Below are 17,005 nucleotides of genomic sequence, written 5' to 3'. Positions count from 1 at the left end.
AAATCAAAATCTGGATTCTATGGGGATTCAGAAACGTTCCATCGATTTAAGAAAGCCTGAAACCTTTAGTGATATCATTTCTCGGGCAAAAGACGATTTATCCGAAACCATTAAACTTATTTTACCAATATTAGATAATGTAAAAAAATATGGGGATTCTGCCGTTCGAGAATATACTTCGAAATTTGATGGCTGGGTACCTGAAAAATTTGTATGGGATCCAAACGAGATTGAACAGAATGGAATTCCTGAGGACTTGAAAGAAGCCTTTCTAATTGCAAAAAATAATATTGAAGAATTCCATAAAAACCAAATTCCCAAGAATTGGGAAAAGCAAGTGGCAGGCAATCGACTTGGAATCAAATACACTGCGATCGATTCTGTAACTGTTTATGCTCCCGGTGGTAAAGCATTGTATCCTTCGTCAATTCTTATGGGAGCGATTCCAGCAAAACTTGCTGGTGTAAAGAATATCCAACTTGCAACACCTCCTCAGAAAGATGGAATTCCGCCAATTATTGGTTATGTGGCAAAACTTGCTGGAATTGATAGAATAATTACAGTCGGTGGATCTCAGGCAATTGCTGCTTGCGCATATGGAACTGAGTCTATTAGCAAATCTGAATTTATCGTAGGACCAGGCAATGCATTTGTAGCTGCTGCCAAAACCTATTTATCGGGTTTGGGTATTATCGGAATTGAGAGCCCGGCCGGTCCAAGTGAAGTACTAATCATAGCTGATGATACTGCAAATCCGGAGTGGGTTGCTTGTGATCTGCTCTCACAAGCTGAACACGGTGAGGATTCAGTTGCAATATTGATCTCGCCCTCTGCACAATTATTGGATGCTGTAGAAAAAGAAATTGAAATTGCATTTGAGACTAGAACCAAACGATTGAATATTAAAAAAACAGCAATTGAGAAGAATAGCTTCTTGTTAAAAGTAAATGATATGGAAGATTGTGTTGCTTTTTCAAATTTCTATGCGCCAGAACATTTAGAAATTATGACAAAAGATCCAAATAAAATTTTCGAATCAGTTCAACATGCAGGATCCGTTTTCTTAGGTCATTATTCACCAGTTGCTATGGGTGATTATATAAGTGGAACCAATCATATTCTTCCAACTGCAGGTGGGGCACGATTGTTCTCTTCTTTGGGAGTAGAGCATTTTCTAAAGAGAATAACGTATCAAGAAATTCGCAAAGAAACAATACCAAAACTCTATCCTCATGTAAAACTGATGAGTGAATCGGAAGGACTTGAAGAAGAACATGGACATTCAGTTTATCTTCGTAACAAATCTTAGAAATGGACCATAAATAATAAATATGAAGATCGTTAATTCTTCTGAAGAAATTTTGAGCCTGTCAATGGGATATAAAAAACTGGGTCAAAAGATTGCATTTGTTCCGACCATGGGTTTTTTGCATGCAGGGCATATTAGTCTGATCGAAGAAGCTAAGAAATATGCAGATATAGTTGTAGTTAGTATTTTTGTTAATCCATTGCAGTTTAATAATCCTGAAGATTTGAAAACATACCCAGTTGATTTAGAAGGCGATACAGAAAAATGCATTCAAGCGAATGTGGATATTTTATTCCTTCCTTCAGCCGATACGATTTATCCTCAAGGTATTCCCAATCTTTTGATTCAATTTCCTAGACTTATGGATAAATTATGCGGCAAAACAAGGCCGGGACATTTTGAAGGCGTCTTGGTTGTTGTTGGTAAATTGTTTAACTTAGTTCAACCAGATGTTGCTATATTTGGTAAAAAGGATTATCAACAGTTTAGAATCATTCATCAATTCGTAGAAGATCTATCTTTTCCGATTCAAGTGATTGGAGTTGATACGATTAGAGAAGAAGATGGACTTGCTATGAGTTCTCGGAATGTAAAAATGTCCGATCGAGAAAGAAATGCAGCAGAACTTATTCCTCGCACACTTAAGTTAGGTGGGAAATTGATTATGGAAGGAGAAAAAAATCCTAATACTTTAATTGAAATCCTAAGTGATGTGATCAATAGCAGTACTTTGTTAAAAATTGATTATTTAGAAATTGTCGATCCAATTTCTTTCGAAACAAAAGAAGATCTGCAAGGCGATTCTCTTATTGCGATTGCAGTATTTGCTGGAAAGGTTCGATTGATAGATAATATAGTGGTTCAAAATTAAGTTTGCAAACGATAATTCAAAAATACATTCCTCAACTAAAAACGAAATTAAAGGAAAATCAAAATAAAAGTTTAGATTTTTACTCAGTGACTGATGCGGCTTCATCACTTCAAGCGGCGATCCTTTACAAAGCATTAGAAAACAAATCCCTTATAATTATTCTTCCAACAAATTTTGAAGCGGAAGCTTATTATCGAGAAATGATTAGCTATATTGATCAAGAGGAAGTTTATTATTTTCCTGGATCTGAGACAATACCTTATGAATGGGCTCATGTTCCACCAGATATCAAAAGAGACAGAGTTCTTGCTCTGAATAGAATTTTATCAGGAATACCTTCTTTATTTATTGGAAGCGTGACTGCATTACTTCAATCAGTCCCAAAACATGAAGATGTCTTCTCACGCACGATTGAATTTGTTCCAAATCAGGAATATGAGCAAGAGAACTTACTCCGAGATCTGGTTCGACTTGGTTATGAACGTAGAACAATTTGTGATCATTTCGGAACTTTTTCTGTAAAAGGTGGGATTGTTGATATTTTCCCTTCTCATTCAAGAGATCCGATTAGATTGGACTTTTTCGGAGATACTCTTGAAGATATCAAAGCTTTTGATCCATTGACACAGCGATCATTAGGCCAAATTCCTTCTGTTACGATTCTTCCTGCTGACGAATATATTCTATCTGAGAATGAAAAAAAAGAGTATTATAATATTCTAAATTCAGAGAGTAATTTAAAAAAACCTGAAGAAACTCTTTTGGTCGTTGAAGAATTGATTCCGTTAATTCGAAAGAATACTGGACTTTTGAGCTATTTTAAAAAAGACAAACCAATTATACTTGCTTCCAATTTCGAAGTTTTACAAGAGCGAGCCTTTCAATTGGAAAGAGAAATGAAAACTTTGTATGAAAAGAAGAAAGAGCATAGTCTTGCGTGTTCGCCAGAGCAATTGCTTTCATTTGAAGAAGAATTCTCTGTTTTGACTGACAAAAAAAAGCCTTCAATTCGTTTTCACAGGTTACCTCCACCAGAAGGAAAAGAAGATTCCATCATTATAAATGCAAAACCCACTGTTGAATTCAAAGGTAAGATTAGGGAAGCACGAGAAACCATCGAATCAGTATTAGCTGATGAGGATGGTTCAAAAATACTCATAACATCTTCATTTATACAGCAAACAGATCGTTTAGAATCTTTATTTTCAACCCATGGCATCAAAAGATTGAATCCAGGCAATGAGGAACCAAAGCTTATCAGCATTGAAGATAACAATTCCTCTAGATTTTTGTTGGTATTGTCTGAATTGGGTCGTGGATTTGAATTGCCTGATGATAAATTGATTGTTTTTACAGAAAACGATATTTTTGGACGCAAATACAAAAGAAAAACTCGGTATAAAAAAGCCCCATCTCGTGCTATTGAATCTTTCTTAGATTTGAAAGAGGGTGATTATGTTGTACACATAAATCATGGTGTCGGCCGCTTCAAAACGATTGAACGAGTTACAGCTGATGGTAAACAGCGTGACTATATTAAATTAGAATATTCTGGAAGTGCAAGCCTTTTTGTTCCACTGGATCAGATATCATTAGTTCAGCGTTATGTGGGAGGAACAGAGCATCCTCGACTTGATTCACTTGGCAAGAATAATTGGAAAAAAACCAAGGAGCGAGTTCGCGAATCAATTGAAAAGTTAGCAGAAGATTTAGTTCGTATGTATGCGAATCGTTTGAAATACAAAGGCTACGCATTTCCACCAGATACCATTTGGCAAGAAGAGTTTGAGGCTGATTTCGAGTATGAAGAAACACCGGATCAGTTATCTGCAATTGAGGCAGTAAAGTCGGATTTGGAAAATACTAAACCTATGGATCGTTTGGTCTGCGGTGATGTTGGCTACGGCAAAACAGAAGTTGCGATTCGTGCTGCGTTTAAAGTTATCATGGCTGGTAAGCAAGTTCTACTTATGAGTCCGACAACGATACTTTCATTGCAACATTTTAATACGTTTTCGGAAAGATACGCGAGCTATCCAATTAAAGTGGGTTATATTTCGCGATTCAAAACGGCATCCGAAATAAAAAAATCTTTAGAAGATTTTTCAAAAGGTGAATTGGATATTTTGATTGGAACGCATGCAGTTTTGAGCAGTCGCATGAAACCAAAAAATCTCGGTTTGTTAATCATTGACGAAGAACAGAAGTTTGGTGTGAATCATAAAGAAACCATTAAAAAATTCAAACATATGGTAGATGTTTTAACTTTAACAGCAACTCCAATTCCGAGAACTCTACATATGGCACTGACTGGAATACGCGATCTTTCTATAATTTCTACACCACCTAAAAATCGGCAGACAGTTGAGACTTATGTGATGGAGGAAAGTGAAGAAGTTTTGATTAAGGCAATTCGAAGGGAGATAGAACGGGGAGGGCAGGTTTTCTATCTTTACAATCGAGTGGAGAGTATTGAATCGGAAGCGAAGTATTTAACGGACCTTTTGCCTGAATTATCAGTTGGGATATTGCATGGACAAATGGATGATGATTCGATTGAAGAAATTTTAATGGATTTCTATAATAAAAATTATGATATACTAGTTACAACTACGATTATCGAGTCTGGAATCGACATGCCGAATGTAAATACTTTGATAATCAAAAGAGCTGATACATTTGGACTCTCACAGCTTTATCAGATTAGAGGAAGAGTAGGACGTAGTGATAAAAAGGCTTATGCATATCTATTTCACCCTCCAGGACGAGTAATGACTGAAGTCGCTGAGAAAAGATTGAATACAATCTATGAATACCAAGAACTTGGATCTGGATTTAAAGTAGCAATGCGAGACCTAGAAATACGTGGTGCGGGTAATTTACTAGGTTCTGAACAATCGGGCGATATCATTGAAGTAGGATTTGATCTCTATGTTAAAATGCTTGATGAAGCTATAGCGCGCGTTAAAGGAGAAGAGATTGAAGTTGAGATTAGAACTTCAATCAACCTGAGCACTAACTTTTTCCTTCCCGATGATTATATCCCTGATAATCGACAGAAAATTGAATTCTATAAGAAGTTTGAAGGATGTGTCAGTCTTGAAGAGTTGGAAGAAGTAGAAATGGAATTGATTGATCGATTTGGAGAACCTAAAACGATTGCTAAAACTTTCTTACTTTTAGAAAGAATTCGTACTGTTGCTTCTAGTCTTGGTTTTGAATCACTGTCGGAAGCCGGTGATGAAATACGGATTAAGTCAGGACTCGAGTTTAAAGGTGATGCTAGTTCTGTTGTAAATTTGATCTCTAAGACACCTGGTTTAAATATTTCTCCAAGCGAACCAAGTATTCTTAGATATAAACACAATGCGAAGAATGAAGAAGAAAAATTATCAAAACTTTTTAATCTATTGATTCAAGTTCAACCAAGGAAAAAAACTAAAAACGTTATGGACAATCCTTCCAAATCTTAAAAAGTAATCAAAAATAGGCTTTTACAATGAAAAAATTAATAATCAGCTCCCTACTATTCCTCTCTTTCCTTAACTGCGGTGACAATTCAGAATTGATTGAATCTCTGAATGGTGAAAAAATCACTGTGAAACGATTCGAAAGTTCATACGAAGCCGCAATCGAAACAATGAGTCGTATGCAAAACATTGAGAAGAAAAATTTGCTTGAATTCATATCAAAAGATATCGATGAAGTGCCTGAGCAATTTCAAGCTTTGAATTATCAGTTTCAAAAAAAGAATTTTTATGACAATTATAGACAGATGCTTATGACTAAGCTCGCTGCAGAAAAATCTGGATTTACATCTCGACAAGACATAAAAGAGATTCTTGAGCAAGTTCAAATGCAAACTATTACGCAATTGTACATTCAAGAACAAGTCGAGAAAAGAATTAAGATTACTGAAGATGAAGCAAAAGCTGAATGTGCAAGGTTGCGTGGACAGAATGCACAGCTTGCTGCAATGCCAATTGACAAATGCGTTATGTTAGGACGTGGAACCATTAAGAGAAATAAGTCTCAAGAAGTTCTCCCTAAAGTTATGGAACGTATCAAAGAAGGAGTTTCTATAAAACATAACGAAAAATTCGACTTGGATGCGTATCTTGCTTCTGAATCTTTGCCAGGTATGGATAAGGTTGATTCTAAAGAAGAATCCAGTGATTCTAAAGATTCGGATTCAAAAGAAGAACCAAAACCTTAATTCTATTCTTAGTTTAATTTCCCTCTCATGAGTGATTATTTAAATGCAACGCTTCGAGCAGTCCTCGAAGCGATTACAGAATTCTTACCTGTATCTTCTACAGGTCATTTATTTTTATTTGCAAACTTTTTTCCTTTCGTTGGATTTGAATCCAATCGAGAAGACTTCGAAGACTTATTTGATATATTCATTCAGAGTGGCGCTATACTTAGTGTAATCTATTTATACTTTGCAAGGTTTAAAAAAGAAACGGTTGCTTGCTTTTTATTTTTCACTCGCTCTTCAAAAGATGACAGTGGATTCAAATTTTTGCTTTCACTTTTGATTGGAAGTCTTCCAATCATGGCAATTGGTTTTCTATTTAGGAATCTATTGGATGGAATTAAATCAGGTGAGAATCTCCTAGGGATTCTTGGACTTGCTTGGCTTCTCGGTGGCTTTGTGATTCTATTTCAAGAAATATATTTCAAAAAAAATAATCAAAATGAATCTAACCCAGAGCATACTTCCCATCAAGATACTTTAACAATTAGACAAAGTTTTGTAATTGGTATTGTGCAATGCATCGCTCTAATTCCTGGAGTATCCCGATCACTAGCAACCATTATTGCCGGTCGATCACTCGGGCTGAGCAGACAGAAGGCAGCAGAATATAGTTTCTTTCTTGCGGTTCCTGTTTTGGTTGCAGCTGGAATTTATAAACTTTGGAAACATCGACATATTTTGGATTCTGAGAAATTACTAATCCTTTTTGTCGGTAGTTTTATATCTTTTGTTCTATGTGTCTTCATCATTCGATGGTTTATTGACTATGTTAGGCGTTATAACTTTAATATTTTTGGTTACTATCGTATCATTCTTGGAAGCATCGTTCTTTTCTATATCTTCTTGAGTTAGAACTAATTTTACTAAACTTGTTTGGTTTCCAATTTGTTTTTTAAAATGAGGGCATTTCTATTCTCAGGATCTTCAGCAAGAATTCTGTCTATGAGAAATTCCGCTTTAGATAATTGCGATAACTTGATATAGATATCAGCCAAATTTACCGTATTTTTGGTGTTATTTGGTTCTCTTATATAGGATCGCTCGCCGTATTCCATAGCTTTCGCAAATTTCCCTATCATTTTGGCTGAGTAAGAAGCATAAAATAGCAATTCCGTATTGGACGGCTTTTTATCCAATGCGATTTCTAGATTAGAATAAGCATTTTCCCAATTTTTCAGTTTGAAATACGTTTGTCCGAGTAAGCTTGCGATTGTTTCATTCTCTGTACTATTGCTTCCCGTTTGGTTTTCTAGGTAAGAAATAGTTTCTTCATATTTTCCTTTCTTTATAAGTTCTTTACTTTGTTCAATTTCTGTTCGGAAATTTGAATTCGATTCTGATGCATGAGTTATGTCTGAAGCAGAATAAGCAATTCTGAGTAAGGTGATATCATCCGTATATTGACCCATTGTCTCTAATTTTTTTACTATTATTGATAAATCGCCTCTGGATTTTTCAACAACATCTACAAATATATTTTCATCTTCATTGATGATACGATGTCCTTCTTCGTCATATCCAAGAAGTATATCGTCTCTACCGTCCGATCCAACGAAGATCACATCATCTGGCATCAGTTGAAAAGTTTTGACAAAGAAATTAAAATCATTTCCAGGAAAACCTAATTTCCTAAGGACAAGCTCATTTTCTAAAAAACTTGCTTTTCCATCTCGATAGAGCACACTCCAAGGATGTTCTGCATTGATATAATACAAAAGACCAGTATCTTCTTCAATCAATCCTAATACAATGGAAACGAGCATTGAGCCGTTGAAGCTTTCATAAATTCTTTGTAGATCGATAAATGTTTCTTTGATCCAAGTTTCAGGATGACGATTCTTATTGGATTCGGAATTCGATCTTGTTAAGACTGCATTGAACACAACACCAAGAACTAGGGCACCTCCTGCTCCTTGAATGGATTTACCCATAGCGTCACCATTGATAAAGACTGTGTATTGCTTGCCTTTTAGTTGAAGGTTCGATGAAATACTTATATCCCCACCGATTTCATGAGTTTTTCCTTTGAATTCGAAAGTCTTTTTCTGCTGAGTAAAAAATTCAATATTGATCTTATCACTTACAGTTTGGTTTGTGATTAAAGGATTGAGAAGTAACGATGTTAAAAAATAGTCACCGTCTTGTTGTACTTTTAATTTCTGAACTTCACCTAACGTTTGATTCAATTGTTCTGTTCTCTCAACTACTTTTTGTTCGAGATTTGCATTCAATTCTTCAACTTGGCTATTCAGTCTTACAAATCGATTTGCAAGGATTATTGCAATACTAAGAATTAAGAAAATAAAAGCATATCCAACCATTCTAGGAAAAACAATAATATTTCTCGTACTTAATACATCCAAAATTGCTGCTATTACTAGAAAGAAAAATCCACCCAAAATCAGCATCGCATCTAAATCTTTTTTTATTGATTTAGCTATAAGGATATAAAAAGTTCCAATGATATATAAAACCCAGACTGGTTGAACAACATTTCTATTTACAAGATCATAAAATATTACATTAGAAGATATTGATATACTAACGAAAACACCAAACAGAATTAAATCGGTGCATTTATAAAACCAATGGTATTTGTATTGGAAGAAAGTCCTTAGAAAGTGGAAAATCAATGGGATCAATAAGAGAAGAACTAAATATTCAGCTTTTTTCATAACATAAAAATCTATACCAAGTTCGTATTTCATTTGGTTTCTTAGAAATTGATATATGACTAATGAAAATGTAAAGAGTGCGAAATACAAGTTTTCTGAATCTTTCCTTCGGCGTAGAAACAAAAATAGGAAATACATTCCAACGGTTAGATAAATCATCAATAAAAGAAGTTTTACATATTCATCTCGGAAGAAAGTTTTTTCTAGAATCTCACTTGGTCCTATCTCTAAACGATCTTGCTCCATTCCACCAGAAATTTCAAAAAAAGTTTCCAACTCGACTAAGATAGTATTAACGGAATCTGGTTTTAGAACAGAATTGGGAATTTTATAAATCCTAATGCGATCATAGGCTTGAGGATATTCCGAACCAAATTCACCCATTCCACCAATGTAATTTCCATTAATATACAGTTTATCACGATCGGAAATAATACCAAGTCTTATGGAAATATGTGGAGCTTCCCACTTAGCAGGTAAATGAATCAATTTTACAGCAGTAAAATTGCGATTACCTGCCCAGTCCGGATATAAATTGAAAAGGCTAGAGGGGGGATTGTATTTTCTCCATTCAACTGTGTTACTGGAATTTGATGGTAAATTTTTCTCTAAAGTTTCTATTGAAAATCGGTCTTTTGTTATGTACCAATTTGAATCCTGTTCTAGACCTCCAAGATCAACTACTGAATCTAAATCAAGAACATTTTGTACACTTATGGACTCTTTTGCATGGAGAATTGGAATACCTGAAATTATTACAATGGCAAAACAAATAAAACTAAGTAGTCTTGGGATCATGCTTACTTAATAAACAATGATCCTTATTCGGCAAGCTTTAATCTGAATCAGTAATCCAATTTAGAATTCAAATCTTTATAAAAACTTGATCAACAATTTTAATTAGAATGATTGATCAATTCAGGCAGCCTTCAAATTAGATGATTTACTGATCGGATTAGGTCTGATATAGGAGGTATTGTATAAAGATATTAGAAAATCTTTGTAGTTCGGATTTTGCGGTTCTCTAAGACGCAGCCTTTCTGCGGTATCAATTGCAGATTTTATAAGTCCTAATTTTTTTAGAGACTTAGCTTGGATGAACAAATAATCAATAGCTGATGGATCGATTTTATTAACTCGCGTGGAATATTCTAAGGCAAGTTCATAATTTTTTTCTGAATAATATAGCTTGGAAAGTATTTTCAAAACAGTTAGATTCTGAGGATCTAGATAATGCGCTTTTTCGAAATAGTATTTTGCTTGTTTAATATTTCTGGAAGTCAGTGATTTTCGTGCACGTCTGAAATGTGAAAGAAATCTATTATCATTTGTATATTTATTTTGATTGATCGGATAATAAGATATTTTTAATAAAGAGAGATCGTCAGATAGTTCCCCTAAAGATTTTAACTCATTTACAATATCATGCAATTTACCGTTCATTTTGGACACAACGGATTGAAATAAATTTTCATTTTCATTCATATTTTTTTCGCCTGATTCACTGAGAATCAATATATCATCACGTCCATCTGTTCCAAAAATCAATATATCGTTTTCTTTCATCTGAAAAGTAGAAACACTAAATCTATTTTCGTTATCATAAATTCCCATTTTCCAAATATGCCTATCATCATCTGTCTCTAAGAATTCTGCTTTACTATCCCTTAATAGTATAATTTTGGGATGCTCTGCATTGAAGTAGTATACAAAACCTGAATCAATATGGACTAGGCCGAGAATAATTGAAACAAACATGCTTCCATCAAAAGTCTCAAATGCTTTCTGTATATCATTGAAAGAATCCTTAATCCATTTTTCAGGATATTTATTCCTGTTGGTAAGTGAGGCTGATCTTGCTAAGATAGATTCAATAACAACACCTAATACTAGGGATCCACCTGCTCCTTGAATAGATTTGCCCATTGCATCTGAATTAATAAAAAGTAAATAGGATTCTCCGTTCAATTCAATTTCTTCCGTAAGTGTAAGATCTCCTCCGATCTGATACTGTCGATTTTTGAAATCGAATTTTTTCTTTTGTATTGTACAAATTTCTGAATGGATTGTTGAAGATTTATTTTTATTTCTATGGAGAGGACTCAGCAAAAGAGAAATTAGAAAATAATCTCCATCCTGCTGAACTTTCAATTCATTTACTCTATTCAATGTATTTTCCAATTCTTCCGTTCGCTCTTGAACTTTTATTTCCAAATTGGAATTCAACTCTTCAACTTGTTTATTGAGACGAACAAAACGATTTGCAAGTAGAAGACCTTGAAAAATTACATTGAATAAAAAAATATAACCAGAGATTCTCGGTTGGTTCCACAAAAATCTTGCTCCTAAAATATCATAAACAGCTGATACAACGATCATTAGAATACCTAGTAGTATTAAGGCAGCATCAAGATTTTTCTTCCTCGTTTCTGAGATGAGAAAAGATAGAGAATTTAGGACATATAGTATCCAAAGAGGCTGTAAAGTATTTCGATTCCAGTAGTCCATTTCTATAATGCTGCCTACGGATAGAAAAATAAGAAAAATTGAAATGGACATGAAATCCAGTAATTTCATAAAATTCGAATACTTATGATTTATAAAATATCGAATAAAATGTGCCATTAAAGGAATAAAACTTGGCAAAACCAAATATTCAATTTGCTTAAGAAAGTGAAATTCTAGCTCTAGGAAAAATTTACTCTGAGTTCGGAAAAATTGATAAACAACTAGATTTATTGTAAACAGAGCAAAAAATAAATATTCTTTATCTTTCATTCTCCTTAAATACAAAAAAAGAAAATAGAATGCAACAGTCCCATATAAGACTAAAAACCCCAGTCTAAAACCTTCTTCAGAGTAGAAGTCTCGGTCTAAATCATGAGTGTAGCCTATAGTAACTTCATCTTGGCCAATTCCGATTTCTTCAGGAAAATATCTTTTAACCAAAACTGTAATTTCATTCTCTTCGTTTCTGTTTAAAAATTGTTCTGGAAGATTGTATATTCTAATTTTGTCATAGGCTTGTGGTTGATCAGAATTCCATTCTCCTGTTCCCGCTATCCAGTTTCCATTCAACCAGACTCGATCTCGATCCAGTATAATTCCCATCCTGATCGAGAGAGGTGAATTTGGATCAAAGTTTTCAACTGTAAATTTCTTTCTAATCCAATATATATTATTTGAGTCTTTATCAGTTTCAAGCGAACTAAGATTTTTTGGCAATTGAATTGAGTTCCATTCAGAGGTATCATTTTCATTGAAGTAACAATTCATAAGATTCCAATTATTATGAATTAGTTGTTGAATGCAATTGCGGTCAGCTATTTTGTAATCCCACTGCCTGAAATCCTCGGAGTAGAGAATGCCTGTGAATAAAAAGAAAACTATTGAGAATAAATACATTTAACACCTCTCTTTTGTGTAAGAATCAATTGATGTAGATTTGTTAGAATTGCAAATTTTAATTTTCTGATAGGATTATAAAATAACTATAATTATGTTATCTGCGATTATTTTGCAGGAATTCGTATATGATACTTAACGTATGTATACATATATTGGAAATATTTTTACTTTCCAGTAAAAGCGAACAAGGAAAATTGAACATTATGTCCCAAATTTTTGCCAAACTTATTTTAAATAGAAAAAGTGAAAAAGCATTTAGAAATTCACGCCACCCTTGGATCTATTCTGGCGCAATTCATAAAATTGAAGGTGTGGTAGGTGATGGGGATTGTTTGGAAATCTGGGACTCGCAAGGCTTAGTTGGTTTCGGAATTTATGATAAAGAAGGGAGAATTCCCATACGAATTTTTCAATATTCTGATGAAACATATAAGAGCAGTCATATAGATAATAACTTTTGGATCAACAAATTTGAAAATGCGTTCAAGCTTCGTATGAGTTTTATTGATCTTCAAGTAACAAATTCTTATAGATTGATAAATTCTGAAGGTGATTTTCTTCCAGGACTTGTGATTGATATTTATAACGATGTAGCGGTTGTCTTGTTGAAGAATTTATTTTGGAATAAAAATTTTGCTTTAATCAAAGATTTTCTTAATTCTAAGAAAATAAAAACTATTTATTTACAAAAGAGTGAACGCGACTTAGAAGAATTGGTTGAAGAAAATTCTGATCAAGATAATTATTTTCTAGAGAATAAGCTTAAATTCATAAGACCAAATATAGACGGACAGAAAACGGGTTTTTTCTTAGATCAGCGTGATAATCGAAATCTACTTAGGAAATTTTCAAAGAATAAGAACATTTTGAACGCTTTTAGTTATACTGGAGGATTCGGAATTTATGGAATGGCTGGAAATGCGAAACGCGTTGTCAATGTAGACATTTCAAAGCAGGCGTTGGACATTGCAGAACTCACTCAATCCTTAAATTTTGACAGTCAAGTTTGTGCAAAGTTTGAGAATAAAGCCGAGGATTGTTTTGACTATTTAAGAAAAATGAATCAGGATGAATACGACCTAATTGTACTCGATCCTCCAGCTTTTACAAAGAACAAGGCGACTGTTGAGAAAGCTGCTCGGGGTTATAAAGATATCAATTTACAGGCTATGCTAAAAATTGCAAAGAATGGAATCCTTTTTACCTTTTCATGCTCGCAGCATATTAGCAGTGAATTATTTCGCCAAATTGTCTTTGGTGCAGCAAAGGATAGCAAGCGAGAAATTCGAGTGATAGAAAAACTAGGTCAACCTTTGGATCATCCTGTAGATATTTTCCATCCGGAAGGTGAGTATTTAAAAGGGCTTTTGCTCTTCGTCTCTTGAATCTATCACAATTTGATTGACCCAATTTGTAAACATTAGGATAAGGAATATGAATTCATGAAATTTACATCTATTAGTTTTGCATTTTTTTTCTTACTTGTTTATATCCTCTATTGGAATTTTAGAGGTAAATCAAAACTTGTTTTACTCATAATTGCTTCAGTCCTCTTCTATTCTGCTTGGTCTCCTTTATTTACACTTCACTTTCTCGCAATAGCAGTAGTAAATTATATTCTTGTAATGAAGCTTTTTGAGAATAAGTCAAAGGTTTTGTTCTATTCAATTCTGATTTTGGATGTAGGTAATTTATTTTTCTTTAAATATTTTTATCTATTCTTGGATTTTCTTTTCAAAGTAACAAGATTGGAATTTCTACAGACCAATAACTTTAATGGTTGGATTGAATCTTGGTCAGGTTTTCCTTCAATACTTTTACCACTGGCAATTAGTTTTTATAGTTTTGTTTTTATTGCTTATGCTGTGGATACCTATAATGGAAAGATAGAGCAAAAAGAAGGGTTTTTAGAATACTTCACATTCATATTCTATTTTCCACATTTAGTTGCAGGGCCAATCATTCGCCATAGTGATTTCTTTTATCAATTGCGTAATGCAATTCGACCAGATTCAGTCAAGGTATTTCAAGGAATCTATCTTATTCTACAAGGACTTCTAAAGAAAATAGTTATAGCAGATAATATATTTCCAATTATACAACCAATTTACACAGATCCGAGTTTGTATGATTGGACTTCAGGATGGCTTGCTGTATTAGGATTTTCTGTCCGGGTATACTGCGATTTTTCAGGTTATACGGATATGGCAAGAGGTCTGTCCAAGTTATTGGGTTTGGAGCTTCCAGAAAATTTTCTCGCTCCATTTCTCACAACAAATGTGAGAGAGTTATGGAAGAAATGGCATTATACATTAGCTACTTGGATTCGAGATTATTTGTATTTTCCTATGGGCGGATCTAAATCTTCTCCAATTAGAAACCAATTCAATCTTTTCGTAGCCTTTACGTTAGGTGGTCTATGGCATGGAGCCAATTACACCTATATTATTTGGGGTGCATGGAATGGTTTTATGGTAGCTATTGAAAGAGAACTCAGTCACTACCTTCCATTCCTCAATTCCAATTTAGACAAAGGGGATACAAATAAAACTAGAATTAGATATGCATTTTATCTGATTCTTGGTTTTGTATTCACTCAATGGGTATGGTTAATAGGTTGTGCTTTCTTCAATTCCGAAAATATTGAAATCGCATATCATTTGATAATTTCTATGCATAGCTTTCAATCTGGTATCAAAGCAAAAGGTTGGGAGATGGTTACCTATTCGTTGATCTTAACCTTTGGATTTAACTATCTACAGAAAATAAAATGGGAAGGATTTAAACCAAATATCTTAGGTCTGATTTATTTGTTTCTATTTGGATTGTTCTGTATGCTTGTATTGGGATTGTATTCTCCTGAGACAGCAGAGTTTATATATTTTCAATTTTAGGATATTATATGTTAAAGAATAAATATTTATGGATTTGTTTAATTTTGCCTTTGTTGTGGTTTAGCTTTGATAAGATTTTTGCATTAAAGTTTGTAAAAGATTATACCATTCCTTGGAAAAAAATAGAGATTCTATTTTATGAGTCAAAATCTGATTTATTCCAAGTCCTATTGGAAAATTTAGAAATACATAAACAAAATAATGAAAAAATCGCATTGGTTTTAGGATCGTCTCGTTCTGGTGAGTTCTCTTATAAAGATATCAAGAAAGAATTTCCAAGAACTGTGACTTATAATTTCAGCGCTCCACTTGCTGGTCCGGCTTTCCATTATTATTGGTTGGAACGAATTGTTGCGGCTCATAAAAATCTGGAATTCGTAATTTTAGAAGTGGATCCAATTATGTTTTCTCGAAATAGTTTGACTTATACACTGAATTATTCTCTTGATGCAAAATTTGTTTGGAGACACTCAAATTTTCTGCCAATTCGTACATCGAATCCATGGAAGTCAGAATCAGATGGTTTTAATTGGGATGAGGTGGAAACCTTCCTCAACAAATCGCTTTTTGCAAGCTATCGCTATCCACCCGATATCAATGCTATTCGCGACAATCGCAAAGAAACTTTTATGCCTATTGGTGATACAATAATTTCTGTAAATGGAATGGAATACAAAAAGCAATTTGAAGATTCAGTGCATGAGGCAAATCGAACCGAGTATGGTGCAATACCGAATCAAATCATGTATCATAGTGATCCTGCTTTCTTAAAAAAAGATGCTGAAAATATGGCGAAAATCTATTTTGGAAATCAATTTAAGCCATCTCTCACTCAAATAACATTTTTTAGAAAGATTCTGAATCTACTTGCAGTCAACAAAATACCAGTTATACTCTATTGGCCTGTAGTTGCCGATCCACTTCGTGAAGAAATGGATAACCGAGGTTTGGTGGCCGAATATTATGAGCATATTCATAGGGAAGTTCAAAATGTTCGGAAGGTTCATAAAGACTTCGAGTCTGTTTTTTTAGATCCGCAACTAAGTTCTGAATTGAAATGCCGAGCTTTTGTTGATAGCGTTCACCTCAGCGGTGCATGCTATCCTGAATTATTTTCTCTTTTTGGAAGAAGTTTTAACGACTGATTGTTGCTTTTCCAATTTTGTTAATTGTTTTTTAAATCGGTCATATGTTTCTTGAAATAAAATATTTTTCTTTTTGAAATTTTCCTTTTTTAGGGCGGGTAATATAGGGATTTCTATTTTTGCTTTCTTGAGTTTTGCATGAGATTTTTCTAAAACTTGATATCGGTTATTCCAATATTTTATCGCTTTAGCGCAGTTGCCCATTCGAGTTTTAATTTTTTTTACATTCAATGAATCAATTCCAGGTGATAAGCTATCAGATATCAATCGTAATTCTACAGAGTTGCAAAGCATTTTTGCTTCCTTCTGCGTTATTTTCATAAATACTCCTTTTTCTCAACTATTATATCTTAATGTATAATTATTTGACAATAAAAAAATAGGAAATAGAAAGAAAAAACAGTAAATAATAATATTCTATAAGTGTAGTAAATTTATTTAT

The 17,005-nt window shown here is 33.7% G+C and carries 11 protein-coding genes; 8 read left to right on the top strand and 3 right to left on the bottom strand.

Going from position 1 to position 17,005, the window contains the following annotated elements:
* Positions 1 to 19: 19 nt before the first annotated feature.
* Genes hisD through O4O04_RS12105 form a run of 5 tightly spaced genes read left to right on the top strand, consistent with a single transcriptional unit; the run spans position 20 to position 7,293 of the window.
* Complete coding sequence (gene hisD, locus O4O04_RS12125; RefSeq protein ID WP_272531974.1) at positions 20 to 1,309, top strand: histidinol dehydrogenase; 1,290 nt, start codon at positions 20 to 22, stop codon at positions 1,307 to 1,309.
* Positions 1,310 to 1,331: 22 nt separating this feature from the next.
* Positions 1,332 to 2,180: a pantoate--beta-alanine ligase gene (gene panC / locus O4O04_RS12120; RefSeq protein ID WP_272531973.1), complete on the top strand. Its 849-nt coding sequence runs from the start codon at positions 1,332 to 1,334 to the stop codon at positions 2,178 to 2,180.
* Positions 2,181 to 2,182: 2 nt separating this feature from the next.
* A complete protein-coding gene (gene mfd, locus O4O04_RS12115) occupies positions 2,183 to 5,653 on the top strand; it encodes a transcription-repair coupling factor (RefSeq protein WP_442915893.1) in 3,471 nt (1,156 codons plus the stop codon).
* A gap of 26 nt (positions 5,654 to 5,679) precedes the next feature.
* Positions 5,680 to 6,396, top strand: a complete 717-nt coding sequence (locus tag O4O04_RS12110) for a lipoprotein LipL31 (RefSeq protein ID WP_272531972.1) — start codon at positions 5,680 to 5,682, stop codon at positions 6,394 to 6,396.
* A gap of 27 nt (positions 6,397 to 6,423) precedes the next feature.
* Positions 6,424 to 7,293 (top strand): undecaprenyl-diphosphate phosphatase, encoded by an 870-nt coding sequence (locus O4O04_RS12105; protein WP_272531971.1) that lies wholly within the window; start codon positions 6,424 to 6,426, stop codon positions 7,291 to 7,293.
* Between the two features lie 11 nt (positions 7,294 to 7,304).
* On the opposite strand, the gene O4O04_RS12100 is transcribed toward O4O04_RS12105, so the two are convergent.
* Both O4O04_RS12100 and O4O04_RS12095 read right to left on the bottom strand, forming a co-directional pair.
* Positions 7,305 to 9,914 (bottom strand): SpoIIE family protein phosphatase, encoded by a 2,610-nt coding sequence (locus tag O4O04_RS12100; protein WP_272531970.1) that lies wholly within the window; start codon positions 9,912 to 9,914, stop codon positions 7,305 to 7,307.
* Between the two features lie 120 nt (positions 9,915 to 10,034).
* Positions 10,035 to 12,521: a SpoIIE family protein phosphatase gene (locus tag O4O04_RS12095; RefSeq protein WP_272531969.1), complete on the bottom strand. Its 2,487-nt coding sequence runs from the start codon at positions 12,519 to 12,521 to the stop codon at positions 10,035 to 10,037.
* A 206-nt stretch (positions 12,522 to 12,727) separates the two neighbouring features.
* Here O4O04_RS12095 and O4O04_RS12090 point away from each other — a divergent pair, with 206 nt between their 5' ends.
* From O4O04_RS12090 to O4O04_RS12080, 3 genes are read left to right on the top strand one after another with little or no spacing between them, the layout of a single operon-like run.
* Positions 12,728 to 13,909, top strand: a complete 1,182-nt coding sequence (locus O4O04_RS12090) for a class I SAM-dependent rRNA methyltransferase (protein WP_272531968.1) — start codon at positions 12,728 to 12,730, stop codon at positions 13,907 to 13,909.
* A 57-nt stretch (positions 13,910 to 13,966) separates the two neighbouring features.
* Complete coding sequence (locus O4O04_RS12085) at positions 13,967 to 15,418, top strand: MBOAT family O-acyltransferase (RefSeq protein WP_272531967.1); 1,452 nt, start codon at positions 13,967 to 13,969, stop codon at positions 15,416 to 15,418.
* Between the two features lie 8 nt (positions 15,419 to 15,426).
* The gene (locus O4O04_RS12080; protein WP_272531966.1) at positions 15,427 to 16,563 is read left to right on the top strand and encodes a DUF1574 family protein; all 1,137 of its coding nucleotides are present in this window, start codon (positions 15,427 to 15,429) and stop codon (positions 16,561 to 16,563) included.
* On the opposite strand, the gene O4O04_RS12075 is transcribed toward O4O04_RS12080, so the two are convergent.
* Positions 16,528 to 16,884, bottom strand: coding sequence for a hypothetical protein (locus tag O4O04_RS12075; protein WP_272531965.1), 357 nt, complete (start codon positions 16,882 to 16,884; stop codon positions 16,528 to 16,530). The two genes, O4O04_RS12080 and O4O04_RS12075, sit on opposite strands and share 36 nt — an antisense overlap.
* Positions 16,885 to 17,005 lie beyond the last annotated feature (121 nt).

Origin of the sequence: Leptospira sp. GIMC2001, from assembly GCF_028462125.1 — a bacterium.
Taxonomy (GTDB): Bacteria; Spirochaetota; Leptospiria; order Leptospirales; family Leptospiraceae.
The sequence above is the reverse complement of the archived record's forward strand: the minus strand, read 5'-3'. Positions and strand labels throughout refer to the sequence as shown.